The sequence below is a fragment of the Flagellimonas sp. HMM57 genome, assembly GCF_021390175.1.
GTDB lineage: Bacteria > Bacteroidota > Bacteroidia > Flavobacteriales > Flavobacteriaceae > Flagellimonas.
Genome location: NZ_CP090004.1, coordinates 857,549 through 879,812, shown reverse-complemented (window position 1 = coordinate 879,812; position 22,264 = coordinate 857,549). Strand labels below are relative to the sequence as shown.

The 22,264-nt window shown below is 40.1% G+C and carries 17 protein-coding genes and 2 tRNA genes; 9 read left to right on the top strand and 10 right to left on the bottom strand.

Annotated features, from left to right (window positions below):
* Position 1: 1 nt before the first annotated feature.
* Positions 2-853 carry a DUF4349 domain-containing protein gene (locus tag LV716_RS03910; protein WP_163416478.1) on the bottom strand — a complete coding sequence of 284 codons (852 nt, stop codon included), beginning with the start codon at positions 851-853 and terminating at the stop codon, positions 2-4.
* A 207-nt stretch (positions 854-1,060) separates the two neighbouring features.
* Between LV716_RS03910 and LV716_RS03905 the strand changes: the two genes are divergently transcribed.
* From LV716_RS03905 to LV716_RS03875, 7 genes are all read left to right on the top strand, one after another.
* Positions 1,061-3,268, top strand: a complete 2,208-nt coding sequence (locus LV716_RS03905; protein WP_163416477.1) for a histidine kinase — start codon at positions 1,061-1,063, stop codon at positions 3,266-3,268.
* Entirely contained in the window at positions 3,268-3,999 is a 732-nt protein-coding gene (locus LV716_RS03900) for a LytTR family DNA-binding domain-containing protein (RefSeq protein WP_163416476.1), read from the top strand. The genes LV716_RS03905 and LV716_RS03900 overlap by 1 nt, the downstream gene beginning before the upstream one ends.
* A gap of 13 nt (positions 4,000-4,012) precedes the next feature.
* On the top strand, positions 4,013-4,525 hold the full coding sequence (locus tag LV716_RS03895) for a gamma carbonic anhydrase family protein (protein ID WP_163416475.1): 513 nt from the start codon (positions 4,013-4,015) through the stop codon (positions 4,523-4,525).
* Between the two features lie 201 nt (positions 4,526-4,726).
* Positions 4,727-5,608 (top strand): ACP S-malonyltransferase, encoded by an 882-nt coding sequence (gene fabD / locus LV716_RS03890; RefSeq protein WP_163416474.1) that lies wholly within the window; start codon positions 4,727-4,729, stop codon positions 5,606-5,608.
* 157 nt (positions 5,609-5,765) lie between these two features.
* Complete coding sequence (locus tag LV716_RS03885; protein WP_163416473.1) at positions 5,766-8,762, top strand: gliding motility-associated C-terminal domain-containing protein; 2,997 nt, start codon at positions 5,766-5,768, stop codon at positions 8,760-8,762.
* A 7-nt stretch (positions 8,763-8,769) separates the two neighbouring features.
* Entirely contained in the window at positions 8,770-9,759 is a 990-nt protein-coding gene (locus tag LV716_RS03880; RefSeq protein WP_163416472.1) for a type IX secretion system membrane protein PorP/SprF, read from the top strand.
* 1 nt (position 9,760) lies between these two features.
* Positions 9,761-11,701 carry an OmpA family protein gene (locus LV716_RS03875; RefSeq protein ID WP_163416471.1) on the top strand — a complete coding sequence of 647 codons (1,941 nt, stop codon included), beginning with the start codon at positions 9,761-9,763 and terminating at the stop codon, positions 11,699-11,701.
* Here LV716_RS03875 and LV716_RS03870 read toward each other — a convergent pair.
* On the bottom strand, positions 11,698-12,951 hold the full coding sequence (locus LV716_RS03870) for an NRAMP family divalent metal transporter (RefSeq protein WP_163416470.1): 1,254 nt from the start codon (positions 12,949-12,951) through the stop codon (positions 11,698-11,700). The two genes, LV716_RS03875 and LV716_RS03870, sit on opposite strands and share 4 nt — an antisense overlap.
* A gap of 92 nt (positions 12,952-13,043) precedes the next feature.
* Between LV716_RS03870 and LV716_RS03865 the strand changes: the two genes are divergently transcribed.
* Positions 13,044-14,054: a carboxylesterase gene (locus LV716_RS03865; RefSeq protein WP_163416469.1), complete on the top strand. Its 1,011-nt coding sequence runs from the start codon at positions 13,044-13,046 to the stop codon at positions 14,052-14,054.
* Positions 14,055-14,109: 55 nt separating this feature from the next.
* Here the strand turns inward: LV716_RS03865 and LV716_RS03860 are convergent, their stop codons facing one another.
* From LV716_RS03860 to mutS, 8 genes are all read right to left on the bottom strand, one after another.
* On the bottom strand, positions 14,110-14,805 hold the full coding sequence (locus tag LV716_RS03860; protein ID WP_163416035.1) for a hypothetical protein: 696 nt from the start codon (positions 14,803-14,805) through the stop codon (positions 14,110-14,112).
* Between the two features lie 545 nt (positions 14,806-15,350).
* Complete coding sequence (locus LV716_RS03855) at positions 15,351-15,542, bottom strand: hypothetical protein (protein WP_163416468.1); 192 nt, start codon at positions 15,540-15,542, stop codon at positions 15,351-15,353.
* 109 nt (positions 15,543-15,651) lie between these two features.
* Positions 15,652-16,347: a hypothetical protein gene (locus LV716_RS03850; RefSeq protein ID WP_163416033.1), complete on the bottom strand. Its 696-nt coding sequence runs from the start codon at positions 16,345-16,347 to the stop codon at positions 15,652-15,654.
* A 38-nt stretch (positions 16,348-16,385) separates the two neighbouring features.
* Complete coding sequence (locus LV716_RS03845; protein WP_163416467.1) at positions 16,386-17,102, bottom strand: collagen-like protein; 717 nt, start codon at positions 17,100-17,102, stop codon at positions 16,386-16,388.
* Positions 17,103-17,115: 13 nt separating this feature from the next.
* Positions 17,116-17,826: a collagen-like protein gene (locus LV716_RS03840; RefSeq protein ID WP_163416031.1), complete on the bottom strand. Its 711-nt coding sequence runs from the start codon at positions 17,824-17,826 to the stop codon at positions 17,116-17,118.
* 441 nt (positions 17,827-18,267) lie between these two features.
* Positions 18,268-18,352 (bottom strand) — tRNA-Leu (locus tag LV716_RS03835).
* 158 nt (positions 18,353-18,510) lie between these two features.
* Positions 18,511-18,583, bottom strand: a tRNA-Gly gene (locus tag LV716_RS03830).
* A gap of 346 nt (positions 18,584-18,929) precedes the next feature.
* Positions 18,930-21,512 (bottom strand): DNA mismatch repair protein MutS, encoded by a 2,583-nt coding sequence (gene mutS / locus LV716_RS03825; protein WP_163416466.1) that lies wholly within the window; start codon positions 21,510-21,512, stop codon positions 18,930-18,932.
* A 146-nt stretch (positions 21,513-21,658) separates the two neighbouring features.
* Here mutS and LV716_RS03820 point away from each other — a divergent pair, with 146 nt between their 5' ends.
* The gene (locus LV716_RS03820; RefSeq protein ID WP_163416465.1) at positions 21,659-22,210 is read left to right on the top strand and encodes an RNA methyltransferase; all 552 of its coding nucleotides are present in this window, start codon (positions 21,659-21,661) and stop codon (positions 22,208-22,210) included.
* Positions 22,211-22,264: the final 54 nt, after the last annotated feature.

Below are 22,264 nucleotides of genomic sequence, written 5' to 3'. Positions count from 1 at the left end.
ATTATTCTTTGATTTTCAATTTTTCTATGATCAATAATCCCAAGTAGGCGAAGAGGGACATAAAGGCAAAAACTGCCATTATCATTAAATAGGTCTCTATTGTCCATTTTAGCGCATTGGTAATATGTTTTAGGAACCCAATTTTTATTATAGGGCTTTCACTTATGGTAAATTTGATGGTACAGAATTCATTCTCATCATCAAAATTCCCAAGGCTTACGCCAAGTTCTTGGAGTTGTTGTTCAATTTCTAGAATCCTGTTTTCCAAAAGCATGTACTCGTTTATCTTTCCGTTTTTGGATTTGAGATCTACCAACGAAGCCCTAATTTTCTCAAGCGATAATTTCTTTGCATTGAGTTCCCTGTATTCGTTGGTCTTGTCTTTTTTGGTTATTTCCTTTTCTTGGATTTTTCCAATTTTAATAAGGCTTTCAAATAATTGGTCAAAGTTTTCAGGTGGAACACCTATGGATAGGTCCAATCGTCTAAAGCCCTCGTTCCCGCTCTTGTTCTCAAATTGAATTAAGCCATTAAGTTTTTTGATTTGTTTTCGGATTTGATTCTCCTCTTGGTCAAACTCATGTGAAATGGCCCTTGCAGTAGCAATTTTTTCATACTTCTGGTCCAAATTTGAAGATGGGGACTGGTTGGATGCTGTATACTTTATTGAAGCATAGTTTTTCCTTCCATCAAACTCAAACGACTTTTCCGCCAGTATAATAGGATGGTGAACTTCTTGTGGTGTTGCATTATTGGTATATCCATAAATTACCCTTGAAATGAGTAGGATTACAAATCCAATGGTCAAACCGATTGTGAATTTCCAGAACCTATTTTGTTTAACTTTTTTCATGTCTTTTATGAATTTCGATGGTTTAAAAGTATTGCTGACTTTGTTCAATAAAAATTGGAAATGAGGGAACCGTGGTCCATGATGAGTAAGTGGAACAAATGACTTTGTAAAGTGGGCAAATAAGAAGGTTTTTAACGGTTTTTCATGAAAGACTAATTTTTGAATACGCCCTAGATGTACTAAGTTTACCTTGGTATTAAAGCGTAGATGATAAAAACAAAGCACATACTTTTCTTTTTCCTGATTGTATTTTATTCAGGTTTTGCACAGGTAAACAATGAGCGTTCTCCCGTGCAGATAAAAGGTTCCGTAAAAGGGAAGGAGAATTTTGTTCCTATTGCCAATGTACAGGTATCTACGAGCGCAGGCAGTTTCACTACGACAAATAATTTTGGTGAGTTTACCATTAGGGCCGCTATTGGGGATATACTGATTTTTGAAAGTATAGAATTTGAAACCGTTCAACATCGCATAAGGTCAGATGAGGATGTTGATGTACTGGTTGAAGGGTATACTGTCTCAAACCAAACAAGAGAAAAGAGTAGGTTTGGCTCAAGAAGTACATTTAACCACCAACGCGCTCTGGATTCCGCTAATTTTTATAAGAGCAAGGATTTAGAAAAAAGCATAGATTTTATTGCACAGTCCATAGCGCAGTTGGAGCGACGAGGCAATAAGGGTGAACTGGCACAATCGTTTACCACGCTTGGCGAAATTTATCTTTACCACAATCAATATGATCTGGCCATTACCAATTTTAATGACGCTCTGGCAGCGAAAAAAACAACAAAAACAACTTTGTTGTTGGGAAGGGCATATATTCTGAACGGTGAGTTTTCAAAAGCAACGTCTACCCTTTCCCTTTTGCTCGATTTAAAAAATATGGTTCCATACCAACGTATTGAACTTTATGAGGGATTGGGTGATGCCAATAAAGGACTGTCGCAAATAAAAAAGGCCGTGGATTTTTATCAAGAAGGTCTTCAGATAGCACAAAAGAATCAGGTCTCTCCTAAAATAATCGATTTAAACTCCAAAATTGCCGATGCTTATGCAAGTGAGGACAAATTTGTTGAAGCAGAAGGCTTTTATAATAATTCCTTAAGCCTATCAAAAAAAGTTGCTCCCGAAAGGTTGATTGAGGAAAATGAAAAAGTGGCCGACTTTTATAACGTAGAGAGCCGTTTTGATGATGAAATACAATTGCGTAAAAAGAGTTTGAGTCAGTTGCAGCAATTGCCAAGGCAGACCGTAGCGAAGGAAAATAAGGGATTGGAGAATTCAGATTCCATAACCTCACAGCAAATAAATTATAAAATTGCCAACGCATACATTGCGCAGGACAAATTGGATGAGGCCATTCCCTATTTGGAGCGCAGTATCGTAGAAGCTGATAGTGAAGACGACCTGGTGGTCCAGAAAGATGCCACCAGAAAACTGTCAGAGGTATACCGTTATAAAGGGGATTTTTCAAAAGCATTGGAATCTTACCAAGACTATGTTGCCGTAGTGGACAGTCTTTATATAAGAAAAGAGCAAGAGATTTCTAGGGCGGCAAGGTTCAATAGGGAGATTGCAACAAAGCAAAACCGTATTTCCAGTCTGGAGCAAGAGCGTGAACTTTCCCAAAGTAAGTATAGTTTAGCGGTAACTGAACAGCAGCTTTTTCAAGAGATGAGCAAAAGACAAAAATGGCTCATTTATTCTTTGATTTTTGGAATATTGTTGATGGCACTAACTACGTTTCTCTTTTATAGAAGCAGCAAACAACAAAAGTTGGCCAATAATCTTTTGGCGCTTAAATCGCTGAGAACCCAAATGAACCCGCATTTTATTTTTAATGCACTCAATTCGGTCAACAATTATATTGCCAAGAGTGACGAACGTAGTGCAAATAGGTTCTTGAGTGATTTTTCGATTTTGATGCGAAGCGTTCTGGAAAATTCTGAGGAAGATTTTATTCCGCTCTCAAAGGAACTTGACCTGTTGGAACTGTATGTTAAGTTAGAACATTCCCGTTTTTCGGATAAGTTTGATTTCGAAATCAACATCGATAAAAAAATAGATGTAGACGCTTTTGAAATTCCGCCCATGTTGCTTCAACCTTATATTGAGAATGCAATTTGGCATGGTCTGCGTTACAAAGAGGAAAAAGGATTTCTAAAAATTGAAGTGGACCAAATCGCCAATTGTATTTTAAGCATTACGATAACGGACAATGGTATCGGAAGAAAAAAATCTGCAGCCTTAAAGACGTCGAATCAGAAGAAGCAAAAATCAAAAGGAATGGGAAACATTAAAAAACGGATTCAGATACTAAATGATATGTACAAAAATAAAGTTGATGTCTCCATTTCAGATTTATTGGAAGATGGAACGGGAACAAAAGTATCGCTAAAGCTTAAAAAGGATTAATGAAATTGAAGACGATCATAGTAGAGGATGAGGCGAACAGTAGGGAGATACTTCGGAACTATATTGCCAAGTATTGCGATGGAGTTCAACTATTGGGGGAAGCTTCGAACATTACGGAAGGATTGGAACTGATACGAAAACACGAACTGGATTTAGTGTTTTTGGATGTCGAAATGCCTTTTGGAAATGCCTTTGACCTATTGGATAAAGTACCCGATAGAACTTTCGAAACAGTTTTTGTTACCGCTTACAACCAGTATGCCATGGATGCCTTGAACAACCATGCGGCCTACTATCTCATGAAGCCCATTAATATTGATGAATTGATAAAAGCTGTTGATTATGTCAAGGAAATCAAAGAGAAAGAAAATGCGCTTGAAGGACAAGTGTTAAAAGCCAAGTTGATAAAAACAGAAGGGAAAATAACATTGCCCCAACAAGATGGATTTCAGGTTTTGGATGTTGGAGATATTTACTTTTGCAAAGCAGATGATAATTATACCGAAATTTATTTAGAGCACAAGAAAATCGTGGTCAGCAAAACACTCAAATATTTTGAAGATGCCTTGACCGAATATGCTTTTGCCCGTATTCATAAATCCTATTTGGTGAACGTGGGCGAAGTGGTAAAATATAAAAGGGGAAAAGGGGGAAGCGTAGTTTTATCCAATGGAAAAGAACTTTCGGTTTCCGCATCAAAAAAGGCAACATTACTGTCGTACTTTCAATAAAAAATAAATAAACATGTTGATTAAAACTGTCAGGGGCAAATCCCCAGAGATTGGTAAGGATTGTTTTATTGCGGAAAACGCGACCATTGTTGGTGAAGTTTCCATGGGAGAACAATGTAGTGTTTGGTTCAATGCCGTTATTAGGGGCGATGTCCATTTCATCAAAATGGGCAATAAAGTAAACGTTCAGGATGGTGCCGTGATACATTGTACCTATCAAAAATCCCCAACTACAATCGGCAATAATGTCTCCATAGGCCATAATGCATTGGTGCATGGTTGTACGGTAAAAGATAATGTCTTGATTGGGATGGGAAGCATCATTATGGACGATTGCGTTGTGGAGAGTAACTCCATAATCGCTGCGGGAGCTGTACTCACCAAAGGAACCTATGTTGAAGCCGGTAGTATTTATGCGGGAATGCCTGCAAAGAAAATAAAAGATATTAGCCCAGAACTAAGCTCTGGTGAAATTGACCGTATCGCGAACAACTATGTAACGTATTCGGGTTGGTTTAAGGAGTAATGGTTTTTGTTTATAGGATTTTGGGTTTTGAAGTCTCAAAGTTTTAATACATCGAGTTGAAAAACCAAGCATCAAGCTATCGAATATGCCAATAATCCAACCATCCAACATACCAAAAATCGAGACATCCAATAATCCAGATATCCGAGAAATCAAATATTCAAAATATCGCTATTTTCGCATCACTTAAAAACTCGACTAATGAACGCATATATTTTTCCTGGGCAAGGCGCCCAATTCGTAGGAATGGGATTAGATCTTTACGAAAACCATAATCAAGCCCAAGAGCTTTTTGAGCGGGCGAATGACATTTTGGATTTTTCGATTACGGACATCATGTTCGAAGGCACTCCGGAAGACCTAAAGCAAACAAAAGTCACCCAACCCGCTATTTTTCTGCATTCAGTAATTTTAAGCAAAGTACTTGGTGAAAGTTTTAAGCCAGATATGGTTGCGGGACACTCTTTAGGGGAATTTTCGGCTTTGGTAGCTAATGGAACCCTAACGTTTGAAGATGGGTTGAAATTAGTTTCCAAACGTGCTTTGGCCATGCAAAAAGCTTGTGAAGTTCAACAAAGTACTATGGCAGCAGTTTTAGGTCTGGATGATGAGGTTGTAGAAAAAATATGTGAGGAAACATCGGGTATAGTTGTCCCTGCGAATTATAACTGCCCAGGGCAATTAGTAATTTCGGGAGAAATTGAGGCGGTCAATGCGGCATGTGAAAAGTTAAAAGAAGCTGGAGCGCGAAGAGCGTTATTGCTACCTGTTGGAGGGGCTTTTCACTCACCATTAATGGAACCTGCAAGGGAAGAATTGGCAGCTGCTATCGAAGCAACAAAATTTGATGTTCCCAGTTGTCCTATTTATCAAAATGTAACAACTATAGCAGTCACAAATTCAGACGAAATAAAAACAAACTTGATTTCACAATTGACCGCTCCGGTAAAATGGACACAAAGTGTGCAGCAAATGGTAAAAGATGGTGGAAAATCCTTTACGGAAGTAGGTCCGGGAAAAGTGCTTCAAGGTTTGGTGAGAAAGATAGATTCTGGAGTAGAAACTGCATCTGCATCGTTATAAAACTGAATTTTCAACAGGCTAAGCGCATTTCACCCAAGAAACTTAGATTTTAGCTGTAAAGTTGTGGCGTTCCTTCGAATTTTAGTAATATTGGCACCTCCCAAACAGCCTACCAAAGAATGAGATAAGAACGAAACTGAAAACCACTAAATAGGTAATGTTGCCCGTATTAAAAAAGACCTCATCTTTTGTTATCTCTACCCATGGTAAAGGGATACTATCTTTACTTATTTTTACACTGTTTGGTTTCAATGTTGGACTTGGTCAAGTAGCCATTATCGTCGCAACTGATGATACCGCTACAGAAAGTGGCCCTACGTCGGCATCCTTCACCGTAAGTCTAGATGCGCCAAACAACAGTGGTGCTACAATTACCGTAAATTATACGGTAAGTGGTACGGCGACTTCAGGTTCCGATTTTCTGGAACTTAGCGGAAGTGTGGATATCCCTGCAACGGCACAAACGGCAACGATAGAAGTAATTCCAGTGGACGATTCCCTGCTCGAAGCGAACGAAACGGTTTCCATAACCTTGGCCGAAGGTACGGGCTATACCATTGGTGCTCCCAGTAGTGATACGATAACCATAATTAGTGATGATACTGCTTCGGTAACCATTTCAGATGCAAATGGCCCAGAAGATGCGGGTGCGATAACGCTGACAGCCACTTTGGATAATTTGGTGGAAGGAGGCTTTACTGTTCAGATTTCCACTGCCGATGGAACCGCTACGCTAGCTGATAACGACTATATTGGCATTGCGGGCCGAACCCTAAATTTTAACGGTACTGCAGGTGAAACCGTAAATTTTACGGTCACTCCAATTCCTGATACAAAAGAAGAACCCGATGAAACCTTGATTGTTTCCATGGAGAATTTGGGGAATACAGTGTTGACAGTTGATATATCCGATACGGCTACGGTTACCATAATCAACGATGATAGTTGTGTTGCAGGTAACACGGCACCGGTATTGGATGGTTCTGTGGATACTATTTTTTGTGACACATTTGTCCAAAACCTCGATGACTATACCAATAGTGCTATTCCACCGGGTTCCGATTTACGATGGAGTACAAATCCAGATGTAACGGTTACGGATGATTACCTCCAAACTAGTTTTACATCTGTGCAAGACACCTATTTTGGTTTTTTCTATGATCAGTTGAACGATTGTGCAAGTCCCACGTTTAATGTTACGCTCATAGCCAATACGACACCTTCTCCCGGAATTGCCAACAATATTTCTGCTTGTACTGGTGGAGGAGGTCCAAGTAGTGTAGATTTAGATAATCAATTAACAGGTGCAGACCCAGGTAGTTGGATTTCTCTTGACGGTGCAGTTATTGGCGCAGGAAATGTTGTGAATTTTAGTGGACTTCCGCTAGGGGAATATCGGTTTAGATATGCTACCTCTGGAGCCATACTTCCATGTGGTAATCGATTTACGGTTTTGGTTGTTACGGTAATAGACTGTTCTATAGCCTGTAACGCAGGTAATACAGCTCCAGTTTTAAATGCTTCCGAGCCTACGGATTTTTGTGATACCATTAATGCGGATTTAAATGATTATGTAAACAGTACCGTTGCACCAGCTGGTAGCGTACTTACATGGAGTACCAATCCAGACCCTTTGGTCACTGCGGCACATAGAAGCAGTAACGTTACGGGAGCAGCTTCGTATTTTGGATTTTTCTATGATGCTGCAAACAATTGTGCAAGTCCAGTGCTCACAGTGACATTAAGCCAGAACGCTACGCCCAATGTCACTGGTACAACGGAAGATTCAAGGTGTGGAGCTGGAACATTGCTTTTGGAAGCTTCCGCAAGTGCCAGTAGCTTTTTGAATTGGTACAGTAGTTCAACAGGAGGAAGTATACTTGGTACGGGAACATCATTCGAGACACCGTTCATTTCCGAAACCACATCATTTTTTGTGGAAGCAACTGCCAATGGATGTCCTTCCGAAAGGGTAGAGGTAGTAGCAACAATAAACCAGTTACCCTTTGTTGGTACGCCCATAAATACTATTGCCTGTAATACCTTGGGGAATGACGACCCCGCTGTCATAGATTTGGACGATACACTAACGGGAGAAGATGCTGGTTCATGGAGTATTGTAACCGACCCATCCGGTAGTTTGTCCATAGGTTCAGAAAATGTAGTAAACTTCGAGAACTTACCCATCGGGGATTATGTTTTTGAATATACAACGAATGGAGCCCAAGCGCCATGTTCCAATACTAGTGTTCAAGTAACAATTTTTGTGACCAATTGTATTTTTGATACGGACAAAGATGGCCTTACAGATAGTGAAGAAAATGATTTGGGCACAGACCCGGGCAATCCTGATACGGATGGTGACGGACTTACCGATGGTGAAGAGGTTTTGGTTATAGACGATCCCAGTACACCTTTGGTTCCTGAAAGGGCTTCTGATCCATTGGATAGTTGCGACCCCTTTTTGACACCTACTTGTAACCCAGACCCAATTGATTTGGCAATCACTAAAGAAATCAATGAAGAAGCGGTAGGTTTAAGAGATGGAAGAATTCTGTTGGGTAATGATGTAACATTCTTGATTACATTGACAAACAATACTATGGACAGGGTCATTGATATTGTAGTGAACGATGTGCTGGGTGAAGGATTCGAATATGTATCCCATACAGCTTCTAAGGGATCGTACGACCCAGATACCGGAGAATGGTTGATTGATGAGTTGACTACAGAAGAAATCATCACCTTGGAAATATCGGTAACGTTGACTTCCTTGGGTGTTTTAACCAATACAACATTAATTGTATCAACATTTCCTTTGGATTTTGATGAATCGAATAACGAAGCAAGCGCTTCAATCGAAGTGGTTCCAAGCCCCTGCCAAACACCGGGTACACTATGTAATATATTCTCGCCCAATGGCGATGGATTTAATGATACTTTAAAGTTAGTAGACCCAAATAACGAGTTTGGAGATGCAAGACTGGAAGTTTTCGACCGCTATGGCAATAGTGTATTCGAGATGGATAGGTACGACAGCTCATGGGACGGAACAGGGGATAACGGTGAGCTGCCAAAGGGAACCTATTTTTACCTACTCGATTTAAGGGACGGTTCTGAAGTAACAAAAGGTTGGATTCAAATAGTAAGATAAATTAAGTATGCCAAAGAATATTGGTCTTATCGTATATATACATTTTCTGCTGGTGGTTTTCGGAGTCATTACAGTTGGTCATGCTCAAAAAGAACCTCAGTATACCCAGTATATGTACAACATTGGTAGTTTTAATCCTGCCTATGTTGGCACAGTGGAATCTCCCGAAATTGCGGGCCTCTACCGAGTACAATGGGTCGATATTCCGGGTGCACCTACTACTATGCGCTTTGGGGCAAATATTCCTTTTGGTAACGAGAAAATGGGACTGGGTTTTAATGTAGTCAATGATCAGTTAGGCCCATCCGACCAAACTTTTATAGATGTGTCCTATTCCTACCAAATCAATATATCCGATATTACCAAACTTTCTTTTGGAATGGCAGCAGGCGGTTCTTTACTCAATCTTGACTATTCCGAAGGAACCGTAAATAACCCCTTAGATCCGGTACTGGGCAATGAAAATGTAAGCAATTTTTATCCCACTGTTGGCGCAGGTCTTTTTCTGTACGAAGAGGATTGGTATACAGGAATCTCGGTCCCCAATTTTTTGACCAATGGCTTGTACAATGATGAGGTGGCCACCATAGTTGAGGATAACCTACAGTTTAACTTGATTGGAGGTTATGTTTTTCAGTTATCGGACAGGACAAAGTTCAAGCCTGCATTTTTGCTAAATTACTTGCAAAATTCCCCGTTGAATATTAACATATCGGCAAATTTTCAGTTTATTGATGCGCTCACCATAGGTGCTGCATACCGTTTTGACAATGCTGTCAGTGGGTTGGCCGGTTTTCAAATATCCAATGGGTTGTTTATTGGATATTCATACGATTACAATACAAATGCACTTGGTGAATTTAGCGGTGGTTCCCATGAAGCCATATTAAAATTTTATATTGGCAGGGGTGGTTTTGGCAGTGGAAATTCCAAAGGGAACAGGGATAAAAAATTAAAAGGAAAACCAAAACAGATAGATTCCCCAAGATTTTTCTAACATGGTACAAGCAAGAAACATATTCGTTCTACTATTGTCTTCCATTTTTGGAATGGCCATTGGTTATGCCCAAGCAAAGAAATCCAAGGGAGATGCTTATTTTTTTCAATATAATTACAAACAGGCAGTAATCGCGTATGAAGAAGATTTGCAAAAAGGAACACTTACGGAGCAGCAATTCTTGAATCTGGCGGATGCTTACTTTAAAACCGACAATTTTGAAAAAGCTTCAGAGGCATATCTTAAGCTTTATGAGAAAGATACCTTAATCGGAAACCATGAGCTTAATAAATTGATACGTAGTCTTTCAAAAATTGGGGATAAGACCAAAACAACCGATTTTTTCACCAAGATTTCACCTAATTTTGACACTGAGTTTTTAGAAAATCTGGAATTTAATACCCAAATCCTAGCTAAGGATAACAAGGCGGATATTGCTCTGGATTTTAAAATATTCAATTTAAAGACCAACAGTTCCTATTCGGATTTTTCACCTTCTTTTTACGGTGACAAATTATTGTTTTCGAGCGGAAGGCCACAAGATTCAAAAACCGATTATGAGAGCTACTTGAATATTTTTACTGCCGAGGCAAAACCAGATGGTCAAATCTCCGCATGGTCAAAACCCTTGGCGGAAATTCCAGAAATGGATTATCATAAAGCAACGCCCTATTACTCAAAGGGACTCAATGCCATTCTATATGTATTGTCCAATACAGATAATGGAAAATTGTCTTTCGATAAAAATGGAAAGAATGCGTTGGCAATAGGAATGCAGCCTTTGGACGGTAATTTTCGTTTATTACTGAAGGATTTAAGCACGTCTTTTTATTATCCGTTTTATGATGAAGTTAGTCAGCGACTCTATTTTTCGGCAAATTTTGAAGATGGTTATGGCGGTACGGATATTTACTATGTGTATACCAATCGAGGACAGATTATGTCCGCACCCATAAACCTGGGCCCAAGAATCAACTCGCCAGGCAATGAAATTGCCCCATTTGTTTTTGAGAACAGTTTCTATTTTTCTTCCGATGTTTTTTATGGTCTTGGCGGCATGGATGTTTATAAATCCAATATGGAAGAAGATACGTTCAGTATACCCGTAAACTTGGGTGAGGGCATCAATTCTCCTGAAGATGATTTTGGTTTTATCATGAGAAACGATGGAGAGGGTTTACTGGGCTATTTTTCATCGAACAGAACCGGTGGAAAAGGTAAAGATGATCTGTATGGATTTAAGGTGGATGAAAGACCGGGTCTTAGAACATTGGTGTTCAAAGGAGTAGTAAAAGAACCTGGCAATAGAGCTGCTATGGTCGAAAATGCCGAAGTAAGGCTATTGGATTTGAATGGCGGATTATTGGCAGAAACATATTCCGACAGTGACGGGAACTATAGATTGGAAATTCCATGGGAAAAAGAAGTGACGTTGGAATCTACAAAAGGGCGTTACGCTACCTATAGTAAGCAATTTTCGGAAAAAGTATTGGAATCGATGGAAAACTCCAGTCATACCATTGAAATTGCCGAGTACGATGATTTAGTGGAAGAAAAAGAAAACCAAACCGTAGTAAAACTTAAAAAATTCTTTTTTAGTAGAAATTCGACCCAGCTTACGCCAGAGATTGAAACCGAACTTGATAAAGTAGTTTCGTTTGTTGAAAGCTTCCCCAATGCACAGTTGAGGGTAGAAACCTATACGGACAGTAGGGGAGGAAGTAGTACTAACTTTAGGTTGACGCAAAAAAGGTCGGATACTATAAAGAGCTACTTGCTCAAAAACGGCGTTCCAGAATCCAATATTTTGTATTCCGTAGGGTATGGGGAAAATAAAATTTTGAACAATTGTACCAATGGCGTCTATTGTTTGGAAATGCTCCATCAGCAAAACCAACGATCCTTGATAGTGGTCTTGAACGACAATCTTCTTTTTGATTAGCGGATGACCATCCAAAAATAGTAGAGCGCAAAAAAGGAAAGGAAAAAGATACCCAGATAGGTTAAAATCCGCAGACCAACTTTTGGTTTATTTACCGCTGGAATATCGTTTCCTAATACGGTTTTGAGATTCATCCATCCAATTAGGGGCGCCATTACAAAAGAAACAAAAGTAGCCAAGGCTACCAGATTTGCCATATTACCACCAAATAGAACGATTACCATCCAATTAATGATAGCCATAAGCAGCACTGCGATGGCAAAAACATGCTTCTTCAACAAATAATCTTTTTGGGGAAAGAGTTTTTGCAACACGTCGATGCTAACACGTGAAACTGCATCATGTGCCGTCATGCACGTACTGAACATGGTAGCGAACGCGGCGATGGCAATTAAAAAATAGGCCCAATTTCCAATATGTACCGTAAAAAGGCTTACTACCTGATCTGCGAAGACTACGGCGCTTCCACTCAATTCTGTTCCTGTACCATAAAGGGTCATCCAACCAATGATGAGGAAGAAGATGGCAAGTAGTGCGGTCAGAAAATAACCTAAGTTGAATTCCTGTAGCGCCAGCTTCAAGGATGGCTTTTCTTTCATTGATTTTACGTTTTCCATGCTCCAAAGGCTTACCCAACCTGAAGCTTCAACAGCCGTGGGCATCCAACCCATCAATCCAATCAAAAAAAGAATACCAACTTCATTAAAGATTACAGGTCTTTGGTACGTTTCTGCACCGGGTACCTGTCCTTTGTACAACACCAAAGCTGTGGTAATTACCAGTGCAATGAACAGAATGGAAATAACGGCTTTTAAAGAGTTTTCCAAAAATCGGTATTTTCCAATGATGAGTACTGCACTAATAAAGATAAACAGTGCTAAAGCAATACTGTTAACACCAATAAATGAAACACTGAACAGATTAATAAAGAGCCCTGCCGTCACTACATACAATGCCGCTAAAATTGTAAAAGTGGATATAAGGGTCACAAAAGCATAGACCCATAAATACTTTTTACCAAGGTTCAGATAACCTTCGATCAAACTTTTTCCCGTAACCGAGGTATAGCGTATTCCAAACTCAAAAAAAGGATATTTAAATAAGTTTGCCAAAACTATGGGGATGACCATTACCCAGCCATACTGTGCCCCTGCTTTTGTTGAAAGTACCAAGTGGGATGTTCCAATGGCCATGCTGGCAAAGAGCAATCCCGGCCCTAGGTTTTTTAACAGCGTTTTCAGTTTTGGCATAAATAGTTAATGTACAGCGGTCTAAAATAGTATATTTATAGTATTCCGTAAAAAGCTTTTGTAAGTATACCGATAAACCAAAACGATTTAAGATGAAACTGTTCTTTAAGATTGCAAAAGGAATACTGTTGTTAATTGTTATTTTAGGATTGGTTTATTTCTTTGGACCTAAGGTAGCGGTTCCCGATATGGATAAAACGTTGCCCGAAGTAACTTCGGATCTAATGGAATTGGAAGAATTGATTACGGAAAGGGAAGCATCCATAGCAAATTTAAAACCGGATAACGATGCAAAAATCGTTTGGTTCGATAGCATACCAAAAAAGACCGAATACAGTATTGTGTACTTACACGGTTGGTCCGCCAGCCGCATGGAAGGGCATCCGTTGCATGTTGAAACGGCCAAACGCTATGGCTGTAATTTATATCTCCCCCGTCTGGCGGGACATGGACTGGATGAAGAAGAAGCGATGTTGGACTTAACGGCAAACGAATTGATGGATTCTGCAAAGGAAGCCATTGCCATAGCAAAACAATTGGGGGATAAGGTCATTATTATGGCAACTTCGACCGGAGGTACATTGGCACTACACTTAGCTGGAGGTGATACCGATGTTGTTGGACTACTTCTGTATTCCCCCAACATAGAAATTTATGACCCAAATGCAAAACTGTTGGCAGGTCCTTGGGGGCTGCAACTGGCAAGATTGGTAAAACAGGGCAATTATCATGAACCCGAATCCACCGAAGAGGAAAAGAAATACTGGACCCCAAAATATAGGGTGGAAGCTTTGACGCACCTACAGGCTTTGGTGGATAATACGATGCAACCAGAGACCTTTGAAAAGGTGACCCAACCTTTGTTTTTAGGGTATTTTTATAAAAACGATTCCATACAGGATAATGTAGTCTCCGTACCGGCCATGTTGCAGATGTACGACCAACTTGGCACTCCTGAAGGTCTTAAGCAAAAGGCTGCGTTCCCAGAAGTTGGCGAACACGTAATAACGTCTTCCATAACCTCAAAGGATTTGGGTGCAGTTAAAGATGAGACCAATAGATTTTTTGAGGAGATTTTAAGTGTAGTGCCTCATTATAACTAAAAAAGCCAAGACAAAGTCTTGGCTTTTTATGCGTATTACAAATCTCAAAAAATCATTAATCATTAACAATTGCCTCCAAAAGAGTGAGACTGGAAGATCCTGAAATTTCAAGAGAATTGTTAGAATCATTGAAATCACCATCTACGACGATGTTATACGAAAAGGAAAGATTATTGGTCTCGGAATCAAAGTTCAAGTCAGAGAACTCAAATTCTTGAATACCGGTTCCATCTTGTTCGTATGTGTCATCTATAACAAAATATTTATTGTCATTTCCAACAACCGGATAATCAAAAATACTTAAACTAGCAGATACAATATCTTCATTTTCCTCCCCTAAATTTGTAGCATTAATGGAAAATCGAACAATTGTTTCTTGGTAAACATCATCAGGGGCGCTAATAAAACGTATGATGTTAAATTGATATCGTAAATCCTCCCCGTCTTCTGTAATTTCTACACTATTGTGCTCAGAGAACTCCTCACCTTCCACTGCAGTGAACTTAAAGTCTGCGCTGTCCTCAAAGGCAATATCGTCCGGTCTTGTGCCGGTCAAGGTCAAGGTCACGTTACCGTATTTTGTCAACTCGTCAAAACCTACACCATCTTTACCATCTTTTCCTACAGCTCCATCAGTACCATCAGTACCATCCTTACCATCTGTTCCGTTCGTTCCATCTTCTCCGGAACACGAGCCCATACCTAAGGACAAGGCAAGAATTGCCAAGCTAAATAATCTAATTAGTTTCATAATTTTTACAAATAAAAGTTACTATTTCTTGATTTAGCTATACGTATAGTGAACTGTCCATATGGAAGTTTAATGCGGCAAATATTGTCAAATTCTGTTATAGAAAAAATTTTTTCGCCTAAAATAGAATAGAGTTTTTGACGGTTTTATTTGATAAAAAAAGTATACGGGATTCATTCGTATTACTTCTTATAAGTTCTTGTTTATAAGGAATTTAGAAGGTTGTTTGCTAAGTTGATGAGGTATTGTTTTCAATTTGATTTAGTTCTATTTTTTTTGAAGGATAGTGTCTAATGATCCATTCTTGTTTTATGGATGCTTTTTCTCCAAAGCATAAGAATTGGCGAGAAAACCTTTATGCACATATAGTTATTTAACTAATTGAAAAAATAATTAAGATTGTCTTCTGGGTTTGTTAATGATAAGTTTAGAGTTATAATTTTGATTGGTAAGCGGAATTTTATGTTTTAGGGCTATTTTTTTGATGAACATAAAAAGCCGAGATATAATCCCGGCTCTAAAAACATAAAAAATGAAAACTTGCTTTAGTCTATATTTCCCAAAACAAATACGTTTACACTGCCAGAAACGTCCAGTCCGTTCCCTGAATCGTTGTTGGCGGCTGCTACGGTAAAAGAATAATTGAACGTAAGATTGGTACTGGTCGTGTCAAAAAACACTTCCGTAATCATGAAATCGCCAATGCCCACCTCATTACCATCAAAAATGTTGTCCATGACAAAATATATGTTGTCATTTCCAGTGATTGCATAGTTGCCTGTTTAAATACTTCATCTAGTGCACTTAAAAAGCGGCATATCTCAAATTGGTATTCAAGGCATGGCATCAATCCTCGACCTCCTCTACTACAAAAACATTCGCCTCGCCCGAAACCTCAAGGGGAAAACCAGTATCATTGAAATCTCCGTCAAACTTAAAATCGTATGAAAAGGTAAGGTTGTTGGTCACCGGATCAAAAGCAATATTGGAAAGCTCCGCTGCGGAAGCATTTGAGGCATTCAAAATAAAGTACTTGTTATCATCACCGATCACGGCATAGTTATTTATCCCAAAACTGACTTGAACAATCTCTTCCTCAGGATCACCCAAATTATTGATTACGATGAAAAAAACCAAAGCTGTTTCTTGATATACATCATCAGGGACACTTAAAAAACGCAATAAACTAAACTTGTACTCTTGGTCATTATCGAATTCAGTAATCGTCAGTGTATTGTAAAAACCGTTTTCATTTTGGAGGGTAACGGGCGTAAACTTGAAGTCCGCACTGTCCTCAAATCCCTCACCGTCAGGTCTTGTGCCTTTGAGGGCCATGGTCACGTTGCCGTATTGTGTCAACTCGTTAAAACCTTCGCCATCGGTTCCATCCGCTCCATTTTTACCGTTCGTTCCGTTAATACCGTCGTCCCCGTTTTTTCCGTCGATACCGTTGGTACCGTCCGCCCCGTCCTCGCCAGAACAGGAGACCAGGCATATGGAAAGGGTAAGTAGTGTTATACTGAGCAATCTATATAATTTCATGATTTTTTGTTTTTAGTGCTATATATGTTTTAAACCTGCTAGAGACGTTCAAAGACAATTACATCTGCGTCGCCGGTGATCGTTAAGGGGTGGCCGGTAGGATTGTTATCGGCGTCGGCCGTTATATCCAAGCTATAAGAAAAGGTAAGATGCTTCGTTTCCAGATCGAATGCGAGATCGGTAAGTTCTATGTTTATGTCGTCAGGTGCGAACAACGGATCGAATAAACCATCTATGGTAAAGAATTGGTCATCGTCCCCGATTACTGCATAAGAACGTAGTGTAATGCCACCACCAACAAAGGACTGGTCTTCTTCCCCTAGATTATCAATTAATACGTAGAATAATATTCTTGAATTCTGATATACATCATCCGGTGCGCTCAGGAAGCGTGTGAATTGAAAATAATAATCGATTTGGTCATCGGTAGAAAATTCATTCGTTCCATCAATGGAGCCAATATCCACGGGGGTAAATCTAAACGATGTAGAGTCCTTAAAGGCGACATTGTCCGTTCTTGTGCCTTCCAGCACCATGGTCACATGGCCGTATTTGGCAAGTTCCTCGTAACCGGCTCCATGGGCCCCGTCCTCGCCGTCCTCGCCGTTGGTGCCATTGGCCCCGTTCTGTCCGTTGTCCCCGTCTATACCGTTTTTTCCGTTCGTTCCGTCTGCGCCATCCTCGGGAGTACAGGAAACCGTGCACAGCGATAGGGCAAAAAAGGCAATGCCCAGTAATTTTGATATCTTCATCATCTTATGTTTTATGTTATTGTGAAATTTGTTCCAAAAGGGTTACGTCCACTTCTCCCGAAATGGTCAGGTCATTTTCTGAATTGTTGCCATCTCCTGTTACCAGGAGCCGGTATGCGAAAGAAAGGTGGTTGGTGTCCGGGTCGAAGGCCATATCGGAGAATTCGAACGCGGGAACGACGACTATATCACCTAGTTTAAATTTTTCACTTATTTCGAAGAATTTACCATCATCACCTATAATGGTATGGTTTCTTAAAGAAAGTTCTGCAACTTGTACAAATTCATCTTCCTCCCCAGGATTATCAACTAGGATATAAAAATCGATGTAGTTGTCTTGGTAGTCATTATCAGGATTGGCATAGAAGCGCCTAAACTCAAACTCAAGGGAGTTGGGATTCCCATTGTAAGTCAAACTATTTGAATAACTTATTGCATCGGCCTCCACGGGCGTAAACTTAAAGGTTCTGGAATCGGAAAACTCTTTACCGTCCGGCCGGTTGCCTACCAGCTGTATAGTAATGTCACCAAATCGTGTCAGTTCATCAAAACCGACACCGTCCTGTCCGTTTTGCCCATTTACGCCATTGGTCCCGTTACTGCCGTTTTTTCCTTTTTCCCCGTTGATCCCATCAATGCCGTCCGTTCCGTCCTCGCCGTCCGAGCAAGAGATCGTGCACAGTGCCAAGGCACATATGGCAATGGTACATAGTCTAAATAATTTCATGATTTTTGGTTTTAAACTTAATATTTGGGTGAAAATAGGGCGCTGGCCAATTTATATAGGGTGTGGATTGACGGATGGCCGTTTTGGATTGACGGATGCCTTGTATGGATTTTTGTGGGGACGGTCTTTAATCTCTAATTGGGTTTAGTTCCCCGCGGTTTGCCCTGTTCTTTCGTCTTGTTTCGTCTTGGTATTCGAACACGGATCTCATGTATTGTCACGAATTTTTTAAACGAATCTATTTTGGGGCTTGATGTTTTAATGCTTTGTGGACTTGCCCCGAGGATTATTGACCACAAGACAAATAATCTGAAGATCAAAGAATAACTGGGCTTGTTATGTTCAAATTGGGGATTTGCTTATGAGGTAGTGCACAAAGCCCCGTTTTTATGTGCTTTGCTCCATAAAAAAAGCCCTTACTAAGTAAAGGCTTTTTAATCGTACTCGAGGCGGGACTTGAACCCGCACGGCCACAATGGCCATTGGATTTTAAGTCCAACGTGTCTACCAATTCCACCACTCGAGCATTCCGACTGACCGTTTTGAACGGCCAACAATGCTTCAATATCAAGTGTCTGCATCCCGATAGCTATCGGGACCACCACTCGAGCCTAAATACCAAATAAGGGTATTTAAATTTTATAAAAAAACTCCACTCCAGTAGACTGAGCGGAGTCGAAGTTGAGCGAAAAACGGGATTCGAACCCGCGACCTCCACCTTGGCAAGGTGATGCTCTACCAACTGAGCTATTTTCGCATTTTAAAAGAACATTAACTGGCATCAGTTTTTGCTGATGCGGATGCAAATTTAATACATTTCTATAAACCTGAAAGTATTTTTGAATTGAAAATTTTATTGTAAAGAGAGAACAAGTTTGGATTTTTAAGGGTTGAAGTGTTAGGAACTAGGAGTTAGGAGCCAAGGGATAACCATTGTTGAGATTATCCTGTACTTGAGCTTTGAACTTACGTTTGTGCTTGATGCTTGAACTTGTGTTTGTGCTTGATGCTTGAACTTGAACTTGCACTTGAATTTGAACTTGCGTTTGTATTACTTGTTTGCCCAGTCTCCTAAAGGCAAAAGACGCGAAAACTAAAAGTAGCTAGGAACTTGCCTTTTTCTTTTTCCCCAACAACCGTTTGATCTCGTTGAGTTTCATTAGAGCTTCAACCGGAGTGAGCGTATCAATGTCCAAATGCAGTATTTCCTCTTTGATTTCCTCCAAAAGCGGGTCGTCCAAATTAAAAAAGCTAAGCTGCATCTCGTTCTGTGCCGCTTGCAGCTTGTCCGTCATTTCTTCACTGGAATGGGATTTTTCAAGTTTCTTTAGGATTTTATTGGCTTTAAGAATCACCTGTTGCGGCATTCCTGCCATTTTAGCCACGTGAATACCAAAGCTATGCTCACTACCACCGGGAACCAGTTTCCGTAAGAAAAGGACATTGTTCTTCAGTTCTTTTACGGATACGTTATAGTTTTTTATTCTATTGAACGTATTCGTCATTTCGTTGAGCTCGTGGTAGTGTGTTGCAAAAAGTGTTTTTGCTTTTGTAGGGTGCTCATGCAGGTATTCTGATATGGCCCATGCTATGGAAATACCATCATACGTACTGGTTCCCCTACCGATCTCATCCAAGAGTACCAAACTGCGCTCTGAAAGATTGTTCAAAATAGAGGCGGTCTCGTTCATTTCTACCATAAACGTAGATTCTCCCATAGAGATATTGTCACTGGCGCCCACACGGGTAAAAATCTTGTCCACAACCCCAATTTTGGCTGAAGAAGCAGGAACAAAACTTCCCATTTGGGCAAGAAGCACAACAAGCGCCGTTTGGCGAAGTATTGCCGATTTACCGCTCATATTAGGACCGGTAATCATAATGATCTGTTGTGTATCCCTGTTCAGGACCACATCATTGGTAATATAGCTTTCTCCCAGCGGCAACTGTTTTTCAATAACGGGATGTCGCCCATCTTTGATTTCTAAATCTGTTGAAGAGCTCATCTCTGGATTTACATATGCATTTTCTTTTGCCAATTGGGCAAATCCGCAGAGACAGTCCAGTTGTGCGATCAAATGGGCATTTTTTTGAACGGGGCCAATGTACTCCTGCATCCAAACCAATAATTGCTCGAACAATTGCTGCTCCAAACTATAGATCCGCTCTTCGGCACCGAGGATTTTAGTCTCATATTCTTTTAGTTCCTCAGTGATGTAGCGTTCTGCATTGACAAGGGTTTGCTTACGTATCCAAGATTCGGGCACCTTGTCCCTATGGGTGTTACGTACTTCAATGTAATATCCAAAAACGTTGTTGGATGCTATTTTAAGCGAAGAGATTCCCGTTTCCTCGGTTTCTCGCTGTAGCATCTTGTCGAGGTAATCTTTGCTCGAAAAAGCCAAATCCCTAAGTTCGTCCAATTCCGAAGAGTATCCTTCCGCTATCGTACTGCCTTTTGCTAAATTTACGGGTGCAGTTTCGTTCAACACCTCTTTTATTTTGGTGCGAAGTGCTTCACAAGTATCCAATTTTTTACCAATATCCTGCAAGGAAACATCCAAACTTTCACATGCCAATTGTTTTATGGGAACAACGGCCTCAAGAGAATTTTTAAGCTGGATAACTTCTTTTGGGTTTATTTTTCCTGTGGCCAGTTTTGATATCAAACGCTCTAAGTCCCCAATTTGCTTGATCCATTGTTGGGTTTTATCAAGTGGGGTCTCATTATCTTTTAAGAATGAGACTACTTGATGGCGTTGCTGTATTTTATCGATATTTTTTAGGGGCAGGGCCAACCATCTTTTTAAAAGCCTTCCGCCCATTGGGGAAATCGTTTTGTCGATTACGTCCAAAAGCGTAACTGCATTTATATTGTTGGATTGATATAATTCAAGGTTGCGAATGGTGAAGCGGTCCATCCAAACATATTCCTCTTCGGCAATTCTTTGGATTTTATTGATGTGCTGCAGTTGCCGATGTTGCGTCTCGGACAAATAATGTAATACCGCTCCAGCCGAAACAATGCCATAATTGAGGTGTTCAATGCCAAAACCTTGAAGACTTTTTGTTTTGAAATGATTGTTCAAGCTTTCATGGGCATAATCTTCTTGAAAAATCCAATCTTCAAGAAAGAAACTATGATAGTGCGACCCAAATATTTCTAAAAACTCTTTCCTATGGTTTTTGGAAACCAAAACCTCGTTGGGTGCAAAATTCTGAAGCAATTTGTCCATTTGTTCCGCAGACCCCTCTGAAGTTAGAAATTCTCCAGTTGAAATATCCAAGAACGAGATTCCAAATTTCTTTCGTCCAAAATGCAGGGCACATAAAAAATTGTTGCTTTTTGCGGACAAAATATCATCGTTGAGGGCCACTCCGGGCGTCACCAGCTCAGTTACGCCACGTTTTACGATGGTCTTGGTCTGTTTTGGGTCTTCGAGCTGATCACAGATAGCCACGCGTTGCCCTGCTTTTACCAACTTGGGCAGATACGTATTTAAAGAATGGTGTGGAAAGCCGGCCAGTTCCGTTTTGTCACCACCGTTGTTTCGGTGGGTGAGAATGATTCCCAGGATTTTGGACGCCTTAATGGCATCTTCTCCAAAGGTTTCGTAAAAATCACCAACCCTGAACAATAGCAATGCGTCAGGATGTTTGGTCTTGATAGCATTATATTGCTGCATTAAAGGGGTGACTTTCTTTGTTTTTGATGAAGCTGCCAAAGCGGTTTTATTCTTTTATTTTTGCTAATTCGGGTAAGGACGAAAATACCGTTTTAATAGTACTCCAAGAATTATTGTTGATATTTTAGGGGCAATGGTTGAAAAATATGAAGCGTAAACTAGAAAATGATGAATTGAACCGGTTGAATGTGGCCGATTTTAAAAAAGCTGAAAAGTCCCCGATCATATTGATTTTGGATAATATTCGCAGCCTTAACAATATTGGTTCGGTCTTTAGAACTGCTGATGCGTTCTTAATAAAGAAAATATATCTCTGTGGCATCACCGCTACACCACCTCATAAGGATATTCGAAAAACGGCCTTAGGGGCCACTGAAAGTGTGGAGTGGGAATATCGAGAAGATACTTTAGAACTGATTACGGAACTCAAGGCAATGGGTGTAACAATAGCAGCAGTGGAGCAGGCTGAGCAGACGGTCATGCTAAACAATTTTGATGTGGCTAAGGAATCTACTTTGGCACTTGTCTTTGGAAACGAGGTTAAAGGAGTGTCGCAAGATGTAGTCTCCGCTAGCAATGTGGTTATTGAGATTCCACAATTTGGCACAAAGCATTCCCTAAATATTTCTGTAAGTGTGGGAGTTGTAGTTTGGGATATTTGGTCAAAAATCAACTTACAAGAAACAAAAAAGCCCTGAAAAGTCAGGGCTAAACATATAGTTTGAGTTAGTTAGTTTCTCTATAAGAGATGG